Source organism: Nocardiopsis sediminis (assembly GCF_042650565.1).
In the GTDB taxonomy this organism is placed as follows: domain Bacteria; phylum Actinomycetota; class Actinomycetes; order Streptosporangiales; family Streptosporangiaceae; genus Nocardiopsis_B; species Nocardiopsis_B sediminis.
In genome coordinates this window covers 1,049,904-1,069,164 of record NZ_JBHSBH010000015.1, presented here as the reverse complement: position 1 = coordinate 1,069,164, position 19,261 = coordinate 1,049,904, and the positions used below count along the sequence as shown (strand labels likewise).

Here is a 19,261-nt window from a genome sequence, read left to right as displayed (position 1 = left end):
GGGCGGGGCGCCCGCATCCGCCGGGCCGCGTCAACGTGACGGGCCCGCGGAAAGTCACGACTTCCGTGTGTAGAAGGGCAGCTCGACGACGTCGACCGCCTCGCTGCGGCCCCGGACGTCGACCACGAACCCGTCGGCGGAGGTGTCCACGCCGGGGTCGATGTAGGCCATGGCGATGGGCCGCCCCAGGGTGGGCGACGGAGCCCCGCTGGTGGTGGCCCCCACACGCCGGCCGTCGAGCAGGACGTCGTTGCCCTTGCGCAGGGGGCGGCGGCCGCGGGCGACCAGCCCGATGAGCCGGTTCTCCGGTCCGGACTCGGCGGCCTTGGCCAGCGCGGCGCGTCCGACGAAGTCGCCGGGCTTGTCGAACTTCACGACCCGCCCCAGCCCGGCGTCGAACGGGGTGGTGTCGGCGGTCAGCTCGTTGCCGTACAGCGGCATGCCCGCCTCGAGCCGCAGGGTGTCGCGCGCCGACAGCCCGGCCGGCACCAGGCCGCGCGGCTCGCCGGCGGCGAGCAGGGCCGCCCAGATCTCGGGGGCGTCGCCGCCCGGCCGGATGAAGATCTCGAAGCCGTCCTCGCCGGTGTAGCCGGTGCGGGCGAGCAGCACCGGGTGCCCGGCGACGGTGTGCGCGTAGCCGGCGTAGTAGCGGATCTGCGACAGGTCGGCGTCGGTGAGCGGCGCGAGGATGGCCGCGGCTTCGGGCCCCTGGATCGCGATGAGCGCGTACTCGGCGGAGCGGTCCTCGACCCGGGCGTCGAACCCGGCGGCGCGCTCGGACAGCGCGGCGGACACGGTGCCGGCGTTGGCGGCGTTGGCGACCACCAGGAAGTCGTCGTCGGCCAGCCGGTAGACGATGAGGTCGTCGAGCACCCCGCCGTCGTCGGCGGTGATCATGGTGTAGCGGGCGCGGCCCATGGCGACCTTGGACAGGTGCCCGACGAGCGCGTGGTCGAGCAGGTCGGCGGCCTGGGGCCCGGTGATGTGGATCTCGCCCATGTGGGAGAGGTCGAACAGCCCGGCGCGCTCGCGCACGGCCGTGTGCTCGGCGCGCTCGCCGGTGTAGCGCAGCGGCATGAGCCAGCCGGCGAAGTCGACGAGGGTCGCGCCGAGCGCCGCGTGGACATCGTGGAGCGGTGTCCTGCGGAGGTCTGCGGGGTCGTGGCCAGGCGCTGTCATCGGCACTCCCGAGAGGATGGGCGTCGTTTCGGCACAAGCGCGAAATGCACTGTCATCCTCCCCCTCTGTCATGGGTGCCTGAGAGCTTCGCCGCGCCCGGGGGCGTGATCGGCTTGCACCTTCGGCGAGGGGCATGGGCCCCTGCTTTCCAGAGTGGTCTCGCCCGCACGGTCCGGCGCGCCTGAGAGGTTCTCTGGGGAGGGTTTGCTCCTTCGGCGGCCCGCACCGGCTGTGCGGGCACTCTCCCGTACGGGTTCGGCGACCGCGACCAGCCTAGCAGCGCGGACGCGCCCGGCCCAGTGCGGGCCGGGCGCGCGGGGCCGGCGCGGGATCAGGACGTGCGGCGCTTGCGCACGGCCTCGGCCAGGCGGGCCAGGACATCGGCGGTGGTGTCCCAGCCCATGCAGGCGTCGGTGATGGAGGTGCCGTAGGCGAGGTCGGCGGGGTCGCCGAGCTTCTGGGCGCCCTCCTCGATGAAGCTCTCCAGCATGACGCCGGTGATGCCGCGCTGCCCGGCGGCGATCTGCGCGGCGATCGCGTCGGCGACGCCCGGCTGGCGGGTGTGGTCCTTGCCGCTGTTGGCGTGGCTGGCGTCGATCATCACCCGCCGGGGCAGCCCGGCGCGCTCGATGGTGCCCAGTGCTCCCGCCACGCTGTCGGCGTCGAAGTTGGGGCCCGAGCGCCCGCCGCGCAGGATCACGTGGCAGTCGGGGTTGCCGGAGGTCACCACGACCGACCCCGCGCCCGCCAGGTCGACCCCGAAGAACGTGTGCGAGGCGGCGGAGGCGCCGCAGGCGTCGACCGCGACCTGGACGTCGCCGTCGGTGCCGTTCTTGAAGCCCACCGGCATGCTCAGCCCGCTGCCGAGCTGGCGGTGCACCTGGCTCTCGGTCGTGCGCGCCCCGATGGCGCCCCAGGTGACCGCGTCGGCGATGTACTGCGGGGTGATCGGGTCCAGGAACTCGGTGCCCGAGGGCACCCCCAGCGACCCGATGTCCAGCAGCAGCTTGCGGGCGGTGCGCAGCCCCCGGTGGACGTCGTGGCTCTCGTCGAGGCCGGGGTCGTTGATCAGCCCCTTCCAGCCCAGGGTGGTGCGCGGCTTCTCGAAGTAGACGCGCATCACGATGCACAGGTCATCGTTGAGCGAGGGGATCAGCGCCTTGAGCCGGTGGGCGTAGTCGAGCGCCGCATCGGGGTCGTGCACGGAGCACGGCCCCACGATGACCAGCAGCCGGTCGTCGGTGCCGTCGAGGACCCGCTTGACCTCGGTGCGCGCGTCCTCGACCAGGCCGGTGCGCTCCGGCCCCATCGGCAGTTCGGCGAGGATGTCCCGTGGCGCGACCAGCGGCTGGTAGTCGACGACCCGTGTGTCATTGGTGCTCGGCATGCGTTCCCATCCTTGTGCGACGGCCCAGTGCGACGGCCCAATGAGCACCCTAACGCCCCCGGAACTGGGCGGACGCCCTTGGGGTTCAGGCCTCCCCCTCCTCCTTGAGACCGGGGAAGTCCTCCTCCCGGTATTCCTGCTCGCTGCGCGTCGCGTCGCGGCGGGCCTCCTCGGCGTCGCGCAGCTGGACGCGGCGGATCTTGCCGGAGACGGTCTTGGGCAGCTCGGCGAACTCCACCCGGCGGACGCGCTTGTAGGAGGCCAGGTGCGTGCGGCAGTAGCCGAGGATCGACCGGGCGACGTCGGGGCCGGGCGCCACCCCCTCCACCAGCGTGACGTAGGCCTTGGGCACCGCCAGCCGCACCGGGTCGGGTGCGGGCACGACGGCCGCCTCGGCGACCGCCTCGTGCCCGATCAGCACGCTCTCCAGCTCGAAGGGGGAGATCCGGTAGTCCGACGCCTTGAAGACGTCGTCGCTGCGCCCGATGTAGGTGATGTAGCCGTCGGCGTCGCGGGAGGCGACGTCGCCGGTGTGGTAGCGCCCGTTGCGCATCACCTCGGCGGTGCGGGCGTCGTCGTCGAGGTAGCCGGTCATCAGGCCCACCGGCGGGTCGGCGAGGTCGAGGCAGATCTCGCCCTGGTCGGAGAGCTCGCCGGTGACCGGGTCCTCCAGGACCACGGCGAAGCCCGGCATCGGGCGGCCCATCGACCCGGGCCGGACCTCCTGCCCGGGTCCGTTGCCGACCTGGACGGTGGTCTCGGTCTGCCCGAAGCCGTCGCGCACGGTCAGCCCCCAGGCGTCGCGCACGCGGTCGACGACCTCGGGGTTGAGCGGTTCGCCGGCGGCGACGGCCTCGCGGATGGGGACGTGCCAGCGTCCCAGGTCGGCCTGGATGAGCATCCGCCACACCGTCGGCGGGGCGCAGAAGGTGTCGACGCCGCAGCCCACGATCAGGTCGAGCAGGCGCGGGGCGTCGAACCGGTCCTGGTCGACCACCAGGACGGTGGCGCCGGCGCTCCACGGCGCGAACACGCTGCTGTAGGCGTGCTTGGCCCAGCCGGGGGAGGCGACGTTGAGGTGCACGTCGCCGGGGCGGATCCCGATCCAGTACATCGTGGTGAGGTGCCCGATCGGGTAGGACGCGTGCGTGTGCCGCACGAGCTTGGGGCGGGCGGTGGTGCCGGAGGTGAAGTAGAGCAGCAGCGTGTCGTCGGCGCGGGTCTCGTGCTCGGGCGTGAATTCGAGCCCGGCGTGCTCGGAGTCGGCGTAGGACAGCCACCCCTCGACCAGCCCCACCGAGATCCGGCTCCAGTGCCCCGGCAGCCCCTCGAACTTCGCGGTGTCGGGGGCGTCGACGACGACGTGGGCGACCCCGCCCCGCTGGAGGCGGTCGGCGAGGTCGTCCTCGGTGAGCTGCGGGGTCGCGGGGATGATGACCGCGCCCAGCCGCATCGCGGCGAGCATGATCTCCCACAGCTCCATCTGGTTGCCGAGCATCATGAGGATCCGGTCGCCGCGGTGCACGCCCTGGGCGTGCAGCCAGTTGGCGACCTGATGGGAGCGGGCGGCGAGTTCGCCGTAGGTCGCCCGGGCCTCGGAACCGTCGTCGGACACGATCCACAGGGCGGTGCGGCCGGGGTGCTCGGCGGCGGCGGGGTCGAAGACGTCGAGCACCCAGTTGAACCGGTCGGGCCGCGGCCAGTGGAACCCTCTGACGGCGCGGTCCTGGTCATCGCGGTGTTCCAGCAGGAAGTCCCGTGCGGAGCGGAACCCACCCATGGCCGTGCTCGACATCTCAACCTCCGCCTACGATCTGTGACTCCGGTCACTCTAACCGCTGGGGTGCCGCGTGCCCGGGAAGGTCGGCCGGGGCGGCTGGAGAGGGCCGGGCCGGGGGCGGGGCGCGCCGGACGGTGAAGGTCTCGTCACCAGTGGGGAATTCGGGGCGAAGAAGGCCGAACTCACCGGTCACCTCTGATATTCAAGTCTTGCCCCGTCCTTTTACCCGCCGTACCCGCTGCCACCCCCCTAGAAGGGCGCCATTGCCATGCGCACGCTGTACCCGCCGATCGAGCCCTACGACTCCGGAATGCTCGACGTCGGAGACGGGAACCGGATCTACTGGGAACTCTGCGGCAACCCCAGTGGCAAGCCGGTCGTGTTCCTCCATGGCGGGCCCGGGGGCGGGTGCTCCCCCGAGCACCGGAGGCTGTTCGATCCGGAGCGCTACCGGATCCTGCTGTTCGACCAGCGCAACTGCGGCCGCAGCACGCCGCACGCTTCCGACCACGACACCGACCTCAAGGAGAACACCACCTGGCACCTGGTCGACGACATCGAGCTGCTGCGCACGATGATCGGGGTGCAGCGGTGGCAGGTGTTCGGCGGGTCCTGGGGGAGCGCGCTGGCCCTGGCCTACGCCCAGCAGCACCCGGGGCGGGTGAGCGAACTGATCCTGCGGGGGATCTTCACGCTGCGCAACGAGGAGCTGCGCTGGTTCTACCAGAGCGGGGCGTCGTTCGTGTTCCCGGAGGTGTGGGAGACCTACCTGGCGCCCATCCCCGAGGAGGAGCGCGACGACCTGATCGGCGCCTACGCCGTGCAGCTCAACTCCGACGACCCCGAGGTCCGGCTGAGGGCCGCGCGCGCCTGGAGCGTCTGGGAGGGGTCGGCCATCGCGCTGCGGCCCGACCCCGCCATCATCGCCCACCACGCCGAGGACGACTACGCGCTGGCGTTCGCCCGCATCGAGAACCACTACTTCGTCCACGGCGGGTTCTTCACCCCGGGCCAGCTCCTCGCCGGGGTGGACCGGCTGCGCGGGATCCCCGGGGTCATCGTGCAGGGGCGCTACGACATGTGCACCCCCGCCAAGACCGCCTTCGACCTGAGAGCGGCGTGGCCCGAAGCGGAGTTCCACCTCGTCGACGACGCCGGGCACGCGTTCAGAGAGCCCGGCATCCTCGACCGGCTCATCGCGGCCACCGACGCCTTCGCGGGATCCTGACGCCCCGGCCCGTTCGGGCCCCCGCATGTGGCGCTAGGCTCGGAAACCTGCCGCGACGAGTGAGGAGTGCCACATGCGGGTGAACGTCGATTTCGACCTGTGCGAGAGCAACGCGGTCTGCATGGGCATCGTGCCCGAGGTGTTCGAGGTCCGCGACGACGACTTCCTCTACGTGCTCCAGGAGGAGCCCGGCGAGCAGTGGCGCGACAAGGTCGAAGAGGCCGCGCGGATGTGCCCCAAGCAGGCCATCAAGGTCGAAGGCTGACCCCGGCCGCGGCCAGCGCGTCGTCCCACGCGGTGTCCTCGGCCAGCAGCGCGCGGTAGCGCATCACCTTGGGGGTCGAGCGCAGGCCCAGCACCCCCACCAGCCGCCCGGCCCGGCCGAGGAACGCCACGAACTTGCGTTCCTCGGCGCTGCCGTGCACGAACTCCACGGTGTCGGCCGGCGCGGCCTGGCCCAGCAGCTGGATCTTCATCCCGTACTGGTCGGACCAGAAGTAGGGGACCGGGGTGTAGGGGCGCCGCGCGCCCTCCCCCGCCAGGAGGTTGTGCGCCGCGGCGGCGGCCTGCTCGCCGGCGTTGGTCCAGTGCTCCAGCCGCATCCGGCCGCCGTAGCGGGGGTGGGGCCAGTCGGCCAGGTCGCCGGCCGCGACCACCTCGGGCACCGAGGTCGCGCAGAACGGGTCGCAGAGCACGGCCCCCGCGCCGTCGGAGAGGCGCACCCCCGACCCCGCGAGCCAGCCCGTGTTCAGCTCCACGCCCAGCCCCGCCACAACGAGCGAGGACTCGATGGCGGAGCCGTCGGCCAGCCGCACCCGCTCCACCCGGCCCGCACCCTCGAACCCCGCGACGCCGGTCCCCAGCCGCACGTCCACACCGTTGTCGCGGTGCAGCTCGGTGAGCACCCCGCCCACGCGCGGGTCGATCACCCGGGTCAGCGGGGTGGGGGCGGCCTCGACGAGCGTGACCTCCAGCCCCGCCGCGCGGGCGCCGGCGGCCACCTCGGCGCCGATGAACCCCGCGCCGACCACCACCACGCGCTCGGCGGCCCCGAAGGCGGCGCGCACCGCCCGGGCGTCGTCGATGGTGCGCAGGACGTGCACCCCGGCCAGGCCGGTGGCGGGCCGCCGCGCCCGCGCCCCGGTGGCGACGACCACGCCGTCGCAGGCGATCGAGGAGCCGTCGTCCAGGTCCACCGCGCGGTCGCGGGGGCGCAGCCGCTCGGCCCGCCGGCCCAGCCGCAGGTCCAGGTCGAGCGCCTCGACCTCGGCGTCCTCGCGCAGCACCAGGCTCTTGTCGGTGCCCTTGCCGGTGAGGATCTCCTTCGACAGCGGCGGCCGGGAGTAGGGGCGGTGCGGCTCGTCGCCGATCATGGTGATCGTGCCGTCGAAGCCCTCGGCGCGCAGCGACTCCGCTGTGTGCAGCCCGGCCATCCCGGCGCCCGCGATGACGATCCGACGCATGCTGGTCCTTTCTCGTACCCTCGTGCCTCGTGCGCGTTTTCCTGGGCCCTACGACTTCCGGGGGACCTACGCCCCGGCAGGGGGGGACAGCGGCCGGACGGCGCCCACGGGGGCGCCGCCGCCCAGCACGTCCACGGCGAGCATGTCGCGCGCCGGCCCGATGTCGACACCCAGCGCCTCCAGCGCGGTCAGCGCCACCGAGGTGCGCGCCCGGGTCTGGGGGTCGCCGTCGCTGATCTTGACCGCGACCGCCTCGCCCGCCGGCGTGGCCATGGCGATGACCCCCTCGGCGCCGATCTTGGAGACCAGGCCGGGCAGGGCGCCCATGAGCCGGGTGTCGGCGCGGCCCTCGCCCGCGACGTACTCGGGGTGCTCGCGCATGGCCGCCATGACCGCGGCCTCGGGCGTGCCCGCGGGCGCCAGCGCCATCGCGCGCAGCCCCCGGGCCAGCCCGGTGAGCGAGACCGCCATCTGCGGCGCGCCGCACCCGTCGACCGCGGTGTGGGCGACGGGCTCGCCGCACAGCTCCTCGATGGTCTCGCGGACCAGGAGCTGGAGGGGGTGGCCGGGGTCCAGGTAGTCGCCGGTGCTCCAGCCCCGGGCGACGCACGCGGCCAGCATCGCGGCGTGCTTGCCCGAGCAGTTCATCAGGGTGCGGGTGGGCTCGCCCCCCGCGCGCAGCAGCGCGTCGCGGAACCGGCCGCCCATGGGCCGGTCGGGCGGGCAGCGCAGGTCGTCGGCGGTGAGCCCGGCCGCGGCCAGGGTGGCGTTCACCACCTCGATGTGGATGTCCTGCCCGCTGTGGCTGCCCGCGGCGATCGCCAGCGCGGGGCCGGACAACGGTGCCCCGGCGCGCAGCGCCGCCAGCGCCTGGAACGGCTTGGCCGCAGAGCGGGGGAACATGGGCGCGTCGGCCGGCCCGCGCTCGTAGGCAGCGGTCCCGTCCGCGGCCAGCCCGATGACGGCCCCGTAGTGCACGCCCTCCCGGAACCCCGAGCGGACCACCTCGGCGAGGGGGACGTAGCCGGGAACCGCGGTGTCGGGCATGAAGGGCCCTACCTTTCTTTCTGGGTCTGAGCCGGTCATTCGTAAGACCGGTCGGCCCAGGGGTGCCTCTTGTCGCCATCAGGCGGAGCGTATGGGGCGCGGGGACCGCCGTTGCACGGGCCCCTGCGGCGCTCGGCTGCGCCAGCGAGAGCATAAACGCCCCGAACGGCGACGCTCTTCCCGCGGGTGGCATAGGGTCGGGCCCGGCCCCTCCGGTCCGGTCGCGCGGACCGCCGGGGGCCGGGTGACGCTGCGCCGACCGACAGGGGAGATGGACGACGTGCTGGACCCCCGCCCCGCCGACCGGAGCGCGCCCGGCAGGCCCGCCCGCGAGCCGGCGCTGCGCATGGGAACGCTGACCCGCGGCCGGATCGGCCGGCCCGCCCGCGAGCTCGACTACGCGGTGATCGATGTGGAGACCACGGGCCTCCACCCCGCCGAGGGCGCGCGCATGTGCGAGATCGCGGTGATCCGGATGCGCGGCGACGGCACCGTCCTGCGGGAGTTCACCACCCTGGTCGACCCGGGAGCGCCCGTGGACGGGCAGATCTTCCACGGCATCGGCCAGGGTGACGTCGTGGGCGCGCCCAAGGCGGGCGACCTGGTGGGGGAGGTCGCCGAACTGATCTCAGGCGCCGTGCTGGTGGGCCACAAGCTGGACTTCGAAGGCCGGTTCCTGGAGGCGGAGCTCGTCCCCGCCGGCCTGCCCGCGGCGCTGCCCGGGCTGTGCACGCTGCGCGCCCTGCGCTCCCAGGTCGGCCTGGCGCGGTACTCGCTGCCCCGGGCCAGCCACGCGTTGAACGGCCACTGGCCCGCGGCCCAGCACACCGCGCTCGGCGATGCCCGCGCCTGCGCGCAGCTCCTCGCCGAGCTGTTGCAGAACTCTCCCGGGGAGCTGCGCTACACCGGCCCTGCCCCCGTGTCCGTGTCCGTGTCCGTGCACGCGGAGTCCACGGAAACGGTCCGCCTCAAACCCCGGGTATCGGTGGGCGGGACGCTCCACTTCTCGGCGGACCGGTCGGCCCCGGCGCGCCCGCTGGCCGCCTGGCCCCCGTGCTGGCGCCCCCTGGAGCTGGACCCCGAGCTGTGCGGCGGGTCGTTCGGCGCCGAGCAGCGGCGCGCGGCGGCCGATGCCGCGCTGCGGCGCCGCAGGCGCCGGGAGGCGATGGCCGCGGCCGTGGCGGCCACCGGGGCGCTGGCCGCGGCGGCGGCCGTGCGCAGGCTGCTGCGCGGGGGGCGCTGACGCGCGCAGGCGGGCCGCGGGGGCGCTCAGTGCCCGGACAGGGCCAGGAAGAACGCGATGATCAGCAGGCTGCCGCCCACCGTGGTCAGGGTGGCGCGGCCGGCCTCGGTGAGGCGGGCCGGGGCGAACCCGGGGCCGCGCCCTCCGGGTCTTGAGCGCAGTGCCGGGACCCGGTTGAACAGGGCGATGGCGACCAGGGCGGCGCCGGCCAGGATCAGCGTGAGCGACACGGTTCTGCTGGCTCCTTTCAGCCCGGCCGCTCGTGTCCGGGGCGAACGGGCGGCGGTGGAGCCCGATTCTGCCGCAGGCAGGGCGGCCGGAGGGGCTCGGCGACACGGGCCCGGCGGGTTGGGTGCGCACCGATATCACGCACCGTGACGGAGCTCGACGGGGCCGTGTGCCTCGGTCAGGCCCGCGGGGCCAGCGCCGCGAGGGTGAACGCGGTCACGAGCTCGTGTGCGCTCTCGGGGGTGGTCTCCTCGCGCAGCAGCGGCACCCGCTGGGAGCCGATGAGCGCCAGGATGAGCCGGGCGGTGGGCTCCTCGGCCAGCGGCGCGAACTCCCCGGTGCCGGCCCCCTCGCGGAGGACCCCCACGAGCAGCGCCTGCATGGGCGCGACGTGGTCGGCCAGCGCCTGGTAGGCGTCGGGGCCCAGGCTGGCGCCGAGTTCGGCGGCGTCGGGGTGGGGGTGCTCGGCGATGCCTTCGAGCTGGAACCGGATGAACGCCGACAGCCGCTCCGACGCGGTGGCGTCGGTGGGCAGCTCCTGGCGGTAGCGCTCGACGAACCCGCTGGTGACCTGCTCGGTGAAGGCGAGCAGCAGGGCGGGCTTGTCGGGGAAGTAGTTGTACAGGGCCGTGCGCGTGATCCCCGCCTCGGCCGCGACGTCGGTCATCGAGATCTCGTCGATGCCCTGGCTCCGGGTCAGGGCCGCCACGGCGTCGAGGATGCGCTCACGGGTCTGGGCGCGGTGCGCGGCGATGGTCGGAGCGGAGATCTTCGGCATGGCCCCTATGGTGGCACGCCCTTATCACGCGGCGAGACCGGCTTCGTGAGTGCGTTCGAGGTCGGCCAGGACCTCGGTGTTGAGCTGGTAGGCGAGCCGGGTCTCGCGCACCACGCGGCGCTGTGCGGCTTCGTCGAGGCCGAGGGAGTCGATCCGTGCGCGGTAGCCCTCCTTGAACCGGGGGAGGCTGCCCACCTGGTCGAAGACGTAGAACTCCAGGCCCGCGGTGTCGGTGAGCCCGTAGGCGCGCGCCGCGACCCGGCGGATGAACTGCCCGCCGGAGAGGTCGCCGATGTAGCGGGTGTAGTGGTGGGCGACGTAGCCGGCGGGGTCGTCGGCCATCTGCTCGATGCGGGCGGCGTAGGTGCGGGTGGGGCGCGAGGGGGAGATGCGGTCGCGCCAGCCGGGGCCGGACAGGGTGTCGAGGTCGCGTTCGAGCGCCGGGAGGCGGAAGAGGGCGGGGTCGACGACGGCGGCGGCCACGGGGTGGCCGGCGAGCGCGCGGCCGACCTCTTCGAGGGCGGCGTAGGCGAAGTAGTGCTGGGCGACCATCGCCGCGTAGGCGTCGCGGGGCAGCCGGCCGTCGAGCAGCGCGCGGGTGAAGCCCTGCTGCTCGGCCTCGCCGTGGGCGTCCCAGGTGGCGGCCTTGAGCCGGGCGGAGAAGGTGGCGGGTGTGTCGTCGGACGATGCGCTGCCGGTGCTCACTCTCGCACTCCCCGTCTTCTGGGGTTCGGGGCCGGTGGGCCGCATGTTTCTGACATCTTGTCATCAAGGGTTCCGCGGCTGTCAAGGTGGGAGGCGACACGGTGTCAGGAAATGCCGTGCGAAGGTATACGGGTACGCTGATGAGCGCGCCTGTGTGACGGGACATCCGGGCCGGGGTTCCCGTGGGCGACGTTGGATGTCTCTCGTGCATTCCCGCTGGCGGCAAAAGTGGCCGCGACATTATCGTTTGACTGCCGAATGAGACCGCGAGGACACCGCCCCGGGGCACTCCTCGGCCCGGCCCGGCGCCGGGCGGCCGGTCGACGTAGAGGCGATGTGTGGATACCAGGAAACCAGGACACGATCCCGTGACGATGACGGATCCCGAATCAGCGGGGCCGGCCCAGGCCGGCCGCGCCGACGGTGCTGTCGCCGACCGGAGCGCGGACACGCCCCTTGAGGCCGTCGACATCCTGCTCATCGAGGACGACACCCAGGACGCGTTCCTCGTCGAGGAGCTGCTCGCCGACAGCGCGCTGACCACGCGCATCACCTGGGTGCCCACCCTCGCCGAGGCACGCGAGCACCTGGCCACCTTCCGCGGCTGCGTCCTGCTCGACCTCAACCTCCCCGACGCCGAGGGCATGAGCCTGCTCCGCGAGGTGCTGACCGTGGCCCAGTCCGCCGCGGTCGTCGTCCTGACCGGCCTCAACGACGAGCACGAAGGCGTCGCCGCCGTGGCCGCCGGCGCCCAGGACTACCTGGTCAAGGGCCAGGTCGACGGTTCCCTGCTGGCCCGCAGCCTGCGCTACTCCGTCGAACGCCAGCGCGCCGACGAGAACACCCGCCAGCTGCGCGAAGCCGAGCTCTACGCCCGCGAGAACATGCGCCTGGAACGGGGCCTGCTCCCGCAGGTGCTGCTCGACGACTCCCCGCTGACCCACCGCTCCTTCTACCGCCCCGGCCGCAAGCGCGCCCTGGTCGGCGGCGACTTCTTCGACGCCGTGCAGAAGGACGGCACCACCCACGTCATCGTCGGCGACGTCAGCGGCCACGGCCCCGACGAGGCCGCACTCGGCGTGAGCCTGCGCATCGCCTGGCGCGCCCTGGTCATGGGCGGTGTCGGCGAAGACGACGTGCTGCCCGCTCTGGAGCAGATCCTCATGAGCGAGCGCGCGCAGGAGGAGATGTACGCCACCCTGTGCCAGGCCAGCCTGGACACCGGAAGCGAGCGCGCCCGGATCCGGCTGCTGGGCCACCCGCCGCCCCTGGCGCTCTACGACGGCGCGGTCGAGGAGATCGCCTGCTCGCCGCGCCCGCCGCTGGGAGTGTTCCCCGACGTCGCCGAGACCGAGGTCGAGGAGTTCGCGTTCCCGCGCGGCGCCACCCTCATGCTCTACACCGACGGCCTGGTCGACGCCTACGACGGCGGCCCGCCCGAGCGCCTGGGGGTCGGCGGCCTGCGGGCCATCCTCACCGCGACCCTGGGCCGGGGCACCTCGATCGTCGACCTGCCCGAGCACCTGGTCGACGAGGCCGAGCGCCGCAACGGCGGCCCCCTCCAGGACGACGTCGCCATGCTGCTGCTCACCCACGGGGGCCGGGGGTGAAGCGCTGGTCCCTCCGGCGCCGCGTGACCGTCCTGCTGACCTCTGTCGCGGTCATCCTGGTCACCTCGGTGTCCACGATCACCTTCGCCGCGTTCAACGCCCGCGACTCGCTGGCCCGCCAGGTCGACCAGCTCACCCCGGCGCAGAACGCCGTGCAGCAGACCCTCGCCGCCTACCTCAACCAGGACAACGGCATCCGGGGCTACGCCCTCACCTCCGACTTCGAGTTCCTCTCCCCCTACGAGCAGGGCAGCCAGTCGCTCGCCGAGAGCCTCCCGGCGCTGCGCGCGATCGCAGGCGACAACGGCGACGTCGACTCCGACATCAACCGGCTGCTCGAAGCCGGCGAGGCGTGGACCGAGGACTTCGCCGACCCCACCCTGGAGAAGGTGCGCGACGGCGAGGAGGTCAGCGACGGCGACTTCCGCCTGGGCCGCGAGCGCTTCGACGACCTGCGCTCGGCCGGGGTGGCGGCCGAGTCCCGCATCGCCCAGGAGCTGGTGCAGGCCCGCGACGGCCTCACCCTCGCCACCCAGCAGGTAGTGGCGCTGCTCATCCTGGTCGGCGTGGTCGTGGTGGTGCTCTCCGGGTTCCTGTGGGTGATGCTCCAGAACTGGGTGCTGCGCCCGCTCGACGAGCTCGGCAGCCACCTCATGCAGGTCTCCGAGGGCTATTACGCCCACCGCATCCAGTTACACGGCCCACCCGAATTCGAACGGGTGGGGCGCGACGTCGACGCGATGCGCGAGCGCATCGTCAAGGACCTGCACGAGGTGGGCGCCGCCCGGCGCAAGCTGCAAGAGCAGTCGGAGCTGCTGGAGCGCCAGACCGACGAGCTGCGGCGCTCCAACCTGGAGCTGGAGCAGTTCGCCTACGTCGCCTCGCACGACCTCCAGGAGCCGCTGCGCAAGGTCGCCAGCTTCTGCCAGCTCCTCCAGCGCCGCTACCGCGGGCAGCTCGACGACCGCGCGGACTCCTACATCGACTTCGCGGTCGAGGGCGCCAAGCGCATGCAGACCCTCATCAACGACCTGCTGGCGTTCTCGCGGGTCGGCCGCACCAAGAGCTTCACCGCCGTCGACCTCAACGACGCGCTCGGCGACGCCCTCAGCAGCCTGGAGGCGCGGCTGGAGGAGGCCGGCGCCGTGGTCACCGGCGACGAGATGCCGGTCGTCGTCGGCGACCGCACCCTGCTCACCCAGGTCTTCTTCAACCTGGTCGGCAACGCGGTCAAATTCCGCGGCGACCGCCCGGCGGAGGTGCACCTCAGCGCCGAGCGCCGCGGCGAGGAGTGGGTGTTCTGCTGCGCCGACAACGGCATCGGCATCGAGCCCCAGTACGCCGAGCGCGTCTTCGTCATCTTCCAGCGGCTGCACACCCGCGACAAGTACGGGGGGACCGGGATCGGCCTGGCCATGTGCAAGAAGATCGTGGAGTTCCACGGCGGCCGCATCTGGCTGGACACCGAGGGCGACGAACCGGGAACCCGAATATGCTGGTCCCTGCCCGCCGACGCCGACACCGACCACGGTGACGACACTGCGGCGACCGTCACGGCCGACGCCGACGACACCCCGCCCCCGCAGCGGGACGACGAGAAGGTCTGAGGACGAGATTGAGCGAGGGCAACTTGGTGCAACCGATCGAGGTGCTGCTGGTCGAGGACGACCCCGGTGACGTCCTGATGACCAAGGAGGCGTTCCAGGAGCACAAGGTCGGCAACCGGCTGCACGTGGTCTCCGACGGCGTCGAGGCCATGCGCTTCCTGCGCCGCGAGGGCGAGTACGCCACCGCCCCGCAGCCGCACCTGATCCTGCTCGACCTCAACCTGCCCCGCAAGGACGGCCGCGAGGTCCTCGAAGAGGTCAAGAAGGACGAGTCCCTCTCGCACATCCCCATCGTCGTGCTGACCACCTCCGAGGCCGAAGAGGACATCCTGCGCAGCTACCGGCTGCACGCCAACGCCTACGTGGCCAAGCCGGTCGACTTCGACCAGTTCATCCAGGTGGTCCGGCAGATCGATGATTTCTTCGTGACCGTCGTGCGACTGCCGAAGGGCTGAACGGCGAGCCGACGAGCGAGCGGAGGCGGCGCTGCCCCCGGCCGTAGGCCCGACTCGCGGGGCCGTTGGAGCGGAGCGAGGAGGGGAGCGTGACCAGAGGGCTGAGCACGCGGGCACCCTCGGCGGGCCGCCCGGCCCGGGTCGCGCCGGTTCACCGTCCCCGCCCCGGCCACCCATTACGGTAGGCACTATGAGCCTGCCCGAACCGCGTGATCCCGACGGGCCGTACCGCATCAGCCTCGTCTGCCTCGGCAACATCTGCCGGTCCCCGATGGCCGAGAAGATCCTCTCCGCCGACCTCGAACGCGCCGGGCTCGGCGCGGCCGTCGCCGTCGACAGCTCCGGCACCGGGAGCTGGCACATCGGCTCGCCCATGGACGAGCGCGCCGCCACGACCCTGCGGGTGCACGGCTATCCCACGGGCCACACCGCCCGGCGGTTCGACCCCGCGTGGTTCGCCGAGCGCGACCTCGTCCTCGCCATGGACCTGGACAACCTCGACGAGCTGCGCCGCCTCGCCCCCGATCGGGGCGACCCCGGCCGGCTGCGGCTGTTCCGCTCGTTCGCGCCGGGCAGCGGGCCCAACCCCGAGGTCCCCGACCCCTACTACGGCGGCGACGACGGGTTCGGCACCGTGCTGAACATGATCGAGGCCGCGTCGAAGGGCCTGGTCGCCGAGCTCGCCGCCGTGCCCGGCGCGGGCGCCGCGCGGTAGGCGGCGGTGAAGCACGCGGTCGAGCAGGAGGTCGCGGCGCGGGTCGCCGACCTCACCGGTCGCGACGTCGCCGGAGCGGCGTCCATGGGGGCCAGCCACGCGTGGGAGCTGTACCGCGCCGAGCTGGCCGACGGCACCCCGCTGTTCGTCAAGGCCCTCGGCGCGGGCACCGACGACGCCCCCTTCGCCGGGATGTTCCGGGCCGAGGCGCTGGGGCTGTCGTGGCTCGGGCGCTCCTTCGGCTCGCCCGTGCCCGATGTGTGGGGGTGGGACCCCCGCACGCTGGTGCTGTCCTGGGTCGAGGAGCGGCCGCCCACCCCCGAAGCAGCGGAGCGCTTCGGCCACCGGCTCGCCGGCATGCACCTGGCGGGGGCGGACTCCTTCGGTGCGAGCCGCGACGGCTTCATCGGCCCGCTGCCGCTCGACAACACGCCGTCCGACGACTGGCCCGAGTTCTACGCTGAACGGCGGCTGGCCCCGTTCCTGCGCCGCGCCGCGGACCGGGGGGCGCTGACACCGCCCGATGTACGCATCGTCGAGAAGGTCATCGAGGCGGTGGCCGACCTCGCGGGCGAGCCCGAGCCCCCCTCGCGCATCCACGGCGACCTGTGGAGCGGCAACGTGCTGTGGCAGGACGACGGGGCGGTGGTGGTCGACCCCGCGGCCCACGGCGGCCACCGCGAGGCCGACCTCGCCATGCTCGCCCTGTTCGGCCTGCCCTACCTGGACCGGGTCCGCGACGCCTACAACGAGGCCGCGCCGCTGGCCCCGGGCTGGCGGGGCAGGGTGCCCCTGCACCAGCTGCACCCGCTGCTCGTGCACGTGTGCATCTACGGCGCCGCCTACCGCACCACCACAGTGGACGTCGCGCGCGCGGCCCTGCGCGGGCCCGGCTGACCGTGCCCGGCCCGCCCCCGGTCACCCCGCCCGGGCGGGCGTGCGGATACGGCCGAACGGCTTGACCGTGGACAGCAGTGTCGACGCCAGCAGCAGTGTCAGCGCCACCGACAGGGCGATGGCCGGCCGCGCGCGGTCCAGGTCGGACGGCAGGACCGAGCCGTCGGCCGTGGCCGCCGCGAGGTCCAGCACCATAGGGCCAAGGCTCAGGTTGCTCCCGGCCACGAGCAGTGCGGTGAAGACGAGCTTGAGGGCGACCCAGTAGTGGCGGAACAATCCCCACGGGGTGCCCAGTGACAGCACCAGCCCGGTGACGAGGGCCGTGAGGCTGAGGGGGAGCACCAGCAGCCGCACCAGTTGCGCCGCTCCGGCGTAGGCGCCGGCGGCCGCGCCCGGCGATTCCGCCGCCAGGCCGGTCACCACCAGCGCGAGCACGCCCCCGTGCACCCCGAGCCAGCCGACCGACGCCACCACGTGGGCGCTCACCCACGCCGCCCGCCAGGCCGGCCGCAGCCGCCACGTCCGGGCGGCCGGACGTGGCGGGCCCGGCCGCGCCGGGGCGGCGGAGCCGACGGCCTGGGCGGTCACTTCCGTGCGCCCGGGGAGCTGCCGGGGGACCAGTTCAGGACGCTGGCGCGCTCCAGGAACTCGTCGACCCCGATGTCACCTCGGGCGAACCGCTCGGCCAGTACCCGCTTGGCCCCGTCCTCGGGGGCCTCGGGCGGCGTCGCCCACGGCGGCCGGCGCTTGCCGAACCGGGTGGCGATCAGGAAGCCGAGGGCGATCAGCAACAGCAGTACGAGGAACATGGCGACTCCGATCAGTGGATGGGCGAACGGGGGCGGTCCGGCACCCCAGGGCGGCCCGTGGCCCGCCGCTGCGGTGATCGTTCCGGCCGCGTTGATCAGTGCGGTATCCATGCCATCAGCGTCGCCCCTTGCCCCTGCGCGCGTCGTCGCCCCGGCGGCGGCTTCGCCGCTACGCGCGCGGCACCAGACCGGATACGCCCGCGAGCCGACGCCCGGGTCACGGCCGGACGGCTAGTGTCGGGAGCGTGAGCCGGGACCGCCGCCTGATCCGCAAGCTCGCGCTGGACGTGCCCCTGGGGCTGGCCATCGCGCTCCTCGCGCTCGCCGTGGCCCAGGCGCAGTTCCAGACCGGCGAATCCGGGCCCTTCCCCCAGTCCTGGCACGGGCCGGGCTCCCCCGACCGGCCGCCGAAGTTCGAGCCCCACTTCGAGCCGCTGCCCATCGGGATGTACGCGTCCATCGCGGTGGTGGCCGCGGCGGTGATGGTGCGCCGGATCCGCCCGCGGGCGGCCTTCGTCGCGGCGGTGGCCGCCGTGACCGTCATCGTGCTCGTCGGCGGGTACTTCGGGCCCGTCCTGCTCGGCCCCATCGTGCTCACCTACACCATGGCGTCGCTCTACCCGCCGCGCGCGTGGGCGCCGTGGACGGCGGTGGCGCTGCCCATGTTCCTGGTGGGCTACCTGGACCGGCCCTACTTCGGGCTCTACGACATCGACCTCTACGTGGGGGTGGCGGTCGGCGCGGCGCTGTTCAGCGTCCCGGCGGCGCTCGGGGTGATCGTGCGCTCGCGCCGCGAGACCGCGCGCCGCGAACGCGACCAGGAGCTGCGCCGGTTCGCCTACGAGGAGCGGCTGCGCATCGCCCGCGAGGTGCACGACGTCGTGGGGCACAGCCTGTCGGTGATCAACATGCATGCCGGGGTGGCGCTGCACGTGCTGCACAAGCGCCCCGACCACGTCGAGCCGTCCCTTGAGGCGATCCGGCAGACGAGCAAGGATGCGCTGGAGGAGCTGCGCGGCACGCTCGCGGTGTTCCGCGACCCCGAAGGGGCCGACCGCCGCCGCGAGCCCCTTCCGGGCCTGGAGCGCCTCGACGAGCTCGTCGCCGGGGTCGCCTCGGCGGGCCGGGCCGCCGAGGCGCGCACCGAGGGCGAGCCCGGCCCGCTGCCCGCGGCGGTGGACCACGCGGCCTACCGGATCGTGCAGGAGGCCCTGACCAATGTGGTGCGGCACGCCGGAGGCGCCGGGGCGGCCGTACTCATCACCTACCGGCCCGCGGAGGTCGTGGTGGAGATAACGGACGACGGGCCGGCCCGGCCGGGGCAGGCACCGGCCGAGGGAAACGGGATCGCGGGGATGCGCGAGCGCGCCCGCGCCGTGGGCGGGACCCTGACCGCCGGCCCGCGCCCCGAGGGCGGGTTCGCGGTCCGCGCCGAGCTGCCGCGGGGGGAGCGGTGACCATCCGGGTGGCGATCGCCGACGACCAGGCGCTGGTGCGCATGGGGCTGCGCGTGCTGGTGGAGGCCGAGGACGACCTGGAGTCGGCGGGGGAGGCCGCAGACGGCCGCGAAGCGGTGGAGCTCGTCCGCCGCGAGCACCCCGATGTGGTGCTGATGGACGTGCGCATGCCGGTCATGGACGGGATCGCCGCGCTGCGCGAGATCGCCGCCGACGACCGGCTGGCGTCGACCCGCGTGGTGGTGCTGACGACCTTCGAGCTGGACGAGTACGTGTTTGACGCGCTGCGGGCGGGCGCGTCGGGGTTCCTGATCAAGGACAGTGAGCCCGCCGAGCTGCTGCGCGCGATCCGGCTCGCCGCCTCGGGGGAGTCCCTGCTGTCGCCGTCGGTGACGCGCCGGGTCATCTCCAGCTTCGTGAGCCGCGCGCCCGGCGGCGAGGGGGCGCGCCCGGCGCTGACGGAGCTGACCGAGCGCGAGCGCGAGGTGCTCGCCCTGGTCGGCGAGGGGCTGTCCAACGCCGAGATCGCCGAGCGGCTGTTCGTCAGCCCGGCCACGGCGCGCACGCACGTCAGCCGGGCGATGGTGAAGTTGCAGGCGCGCGACCGGGCGCAGCTCGTGGTGATCGCCTACCGCGCCGGGCTGGTGCGCTGAGGGCGGTGGTGGCGGCGGTG

Annotated in this window: 20 protein-coding genes and 1 riboswitch; of the genes, 10 read left to right on the top strand and 10 right to left on the bottom strand. The window is 73.6% G+C overall.

What is annotated here, in order from left to right; genetic code table 11:
- Nucleotides 1-54: 54 nt before the first annotated feature.
- The 3 genes from gcvT to ACFOVU_RS27245 all read right to left on the bottom strand — a co-directional run bounded on the left by gcvT (nt 55) and on the right by ACFOVU_RS27245 (nt 4,361).
- On the bottom strand, nt 55-1,179 hold the full coding sequence (gcvT, locus tag ACFOVU_RS27255) for a glycine cleavage system aminomethyltransferase GcvT (protein ID WP_378538140.1): 1,125 nt from the start codon (nt 1,177-1,179) through the stop codon (nt 55-57).
- A gap of 55 nt (nt 1,180-1,234) precedes the next feature.
- A riboswitch (glycine riboswitch) is annotated at nt 1,235-1,341 on the bottom strand.
- A gap of 169 nt (nt 1,342-1,510) precedes the next feature.
- Nucleotides 1,511-2,566 (bottom strand): 3-deoxy-7-phosphoheptulonate synthase, encoded by a 1,056-nt coding sequence (locus ACFOVU_RS27250; protein ID WP_378538138.1) that lies wholly within the window; start codon nt 2,564-2,566, stop codon nt 1,511-1,513.
- Between the two features lie 85 nt (nt 2,567-2,651).
- A complete protein-coding gene (locus ACFOVU_RS27245; RefSeq protein WP_378538137.1) occupies nt 2,652-4,361 on the bottom strand; it encodes an AMP-binding protein in 1,710 nt (569 codons plus the stop codon).
- A gap of 253 nt (nt 4,362-4,614) precedes the next feature.
- Here ACFOVU_RS27245 and pip point away from each other — a divergent pair, with 253 nt between their 5' ends.
- A complete protein-coding gene (gene pip / locus ACFOVU_RS27240) occupies nt 4,615-5,574 on the top strand; it encodes a prolyl aminopeptidase (RefSeq protein ID WP_378538135.1) in 960 nt (319 codons plus the stop codon).
- 73 nt (nt 5,575-5,647) lie between these two features.
- Complete coding sequence (locus ACFOVU_RS27235) at nt 5,648-5,839, top strand: ferredoxin (RefSeq protein ID WP_378538133.1); 192 nt, start codon at nt 5,648-5,650, stop codon at nt 5,837-5,839.
- On the opposite strand, the gene ACFOVU_RS27230 is transcribed toward ACFOVU_RS27235, so the two are convergent.
- Both ACFOVU_RS27230 and ACFOVU_RS27225 read right to left on the bottom strand, forming a co-directional pair.
- Nucleotides 5,823-7,037, bottom strand: a complete 1,215-nt coding sequence (locus tag ACFOVU_RS27230; protein WP_378538132.1) for an NAD(P)/FAD-dependent oxidoreductase — start codon at nt 7,035-7,037, stop codon at nt 5,823-5,825. The two genes, ACFOVU_RS27235 and ACFOVU_RS27230, sit on opposite strands and share 17 nt — an antisense overlap.
- Before the next feature lie 66 nt (nt 7,038-7,103).
- A complete protein-coding gene (locus tag ACFOVU_RS27225) occupies nt 7,104-8,084 on the bottom strand; it encodes an asparaginase (RefSeq protein WP_378538131.1) in 981 nt (326 codons plus the stop codon).
- 346 nt (nt 8,085-8,430) lie between these two features.
- Between ACFOVU_RS27225 and ACFOVU_RS27220 the strand changes: the two genes are divergently transcribed.
- Entirely contained in the window at nt 8,431-9,327 is an 897-nt protein-coding gene (locus tag ACFOVU_RS27220) for a 3'-5' exonuclease (RefSeq protein ID WP_378538239.1), read from the top strand.
- A 26-nt stretch (nt 9,328-9,353) separates the two neighbouring features.
- On the opposite strand, the gene ACFOVU_RS27215 is transcribed toward ACFOVU_RS27220, so the two are convergent.
- The 3 genes from ACFOVU_RS27215 to ACFOVU_RS27205 form a co-directional block, all read right to left on the bottom strand.
- Nucleotides 9,354-9,557, bottom strand: a complete 204-nt coding sequence (locus tag ACFOVU_RS27215; protein ID WP_378538130.1) for a hypothetical protein — start codon at nt 9,555-9,557, stop codon at nt 9,354-9,356.
- Nucleotides 9,558-9,733: 176 nt separating this feature from the next.
- Entirely contained in the window at nt 9,734-10,333 is a 600-nt protein-coding gene (locus ACFOVU_RS27210; protein WP_378538129.1) for a TetR/AcrR family transcriptional regulator, read from the bottom strand.
- A 24-nt stretch (nt 10,334-10,357) separates the two neighbouring features.
- Nucleotides 10,358-11,038, bottom strand: coding sequence for a biliverdin-producing heme oxygenase (locus ACFOVU_RS27205; RefSeq protein WP_378538128.1), 681 nt, complete (start codon nt 11,036-11,038; stop codon nt 10,358-10,360).
- 368 nt (nt 11,039-11,406) lie between these two features.
- Here ACFOVU_RS27205 and ACFOVU_RS27200 point away from each other — a divergent pair, with 368 nt between their 5' ends.
- The 5 genes from ACFOVU_RS27200 (at nt 11,407) to ACFOVU_RS27180 (ending at nt 16,322) form a co-directional block, all read left to right on the top strand.
- Nucleotides 11,407-12,648, top strand: a complete 1,242-nt coding sequence (locus ACFOVU_RS27200) for a PP2C family protein-serine/threonine phosphatase (RefSeq protein ID WP_378538126.1) — start codon at nt 11,407-11,409, stop codon at nt 12,646-12,648.
- The gene (locus ACFOVU_RS27195) at nt 12,645-14,255 is read left to right on the top strand and encodes a sensor histidine kinase (RefSeq protein ID WP_378538125.1); all 1,611 of its coding nucleotides are present in this window, start codon (nt 12,645-12,647) and stop codon (nt 14,253-14,255) included. Before ACFOVU_RS27200 ends, ACFOVU_RS27195 begins: the two co-directional genes overlap by 4 nt.
- Before the next feature lie 41 nt (nt 14,256-14,296).
- Nucleotides 14,297-14,710, top strand: a complete 414-nt coding sequence (locus tag ACFOVU_RS27190; protein WP_378538238.1) for a response regulator — start codon at nt 14,297-14,299, stop codon at nt 14,708-14,710.
- Between the two features lie 190 nt (nt 14,711-14,900).
- Complete coding sequence (locus ACFOVU_RS27185; RefSeq protein ID WP_378538123.1) at nt 14,901-15,425, top strand: low molecular weight protein-tyrosine-phosphatase; 525 nt, start codon at nt 14,901-14,903, stop codon at nt 15,423-15,425.
- Nucleotides 15,426-15,509: 84 nt separating this feature from the next.
- Nucleotides 15,510-16,322: a fructosamine kinase family protein gene (locus ACFOVU_RS27180; protein ID WP_378538237.1), complete on the top strand. Its 813-nt coding sequence runs from the start codon at nt 15,510-15,512 to the stop codon at nt 16,320-16,322.
- Nucleotides 16,323-16,343: 21 nt separating this feature from the next.
- On the opposite strand, the gene ACFOVU_RS27175 is transcribed toward ACFOVU_RS27180, so the two are convergent.
- Both ACFOVU_RS27175 and ACFOVU_RS27170 read right to left on the bottom strand, forming a co-directional pair.
- Nucleotides 16,344-16,910 carry a hypothetical protein gene (locus ACFOVU_RS27175; RefSeq protein WP_378538122.1) on the bottom strand — a complete coding sequence of 189 codons (567 nt, stop codon included), beginning with the start codon at nt 16,908-16,910 and terminating at the stop codon, nt 16,344-16,346.
- On the bottom strand, nt 16,907-17,242 hold the full coding sequence (locus tag ACFOVU_RS27170) for an SHOCT domain-containing protein (protein WP_378538121.1): 336 nt from the start codon (nt 17,240-17,242) through the stop codon (nt 16,907-16,909). Before ACFOVU_RS27170 ends, ACFOVU_RS27175 begins: the two co-directional genes overlap by 4 nt.
- Nucleotides 17,243-17,376: 134 nt before the next feature.
- Between ACFOVU_RS27170 and ACFOVU_RS27165 the strand changes: the two genes are divergently transcribed.
- Both ACFOVU_RS27165 and ACFOVU_RS27160 read left to right on the top strand, forming a co-directional pair.
- Nucleotides 17,377-18,588 (top strand): sensor histidine kinase, encoded by a 1,212-nt coding sequence (locus ACFOVU_RS27165; RefSeq protein ID WP_378538120.1) that lies wholly within the window; start codon nt 17,377-17,379, stop codon nt 18,586-18,588.
- Nucleotides 18,585-19,241, top strand: coding sequence for a response regulator (locus ACFOVU_RS27160; protein ID WP_378538119.1), 657 nt, complete (start codon nt 18,585-18,587; stop codon nt 19,239-19,241). The genes ACFOVU_RS27165 and ACFOVU_RS27160 overlap by 4 nt, the downstream gene beginning before the upstream one ends.
- Nucleotides 19,242-19,261 lie beyond the last annotated feature (20 nt).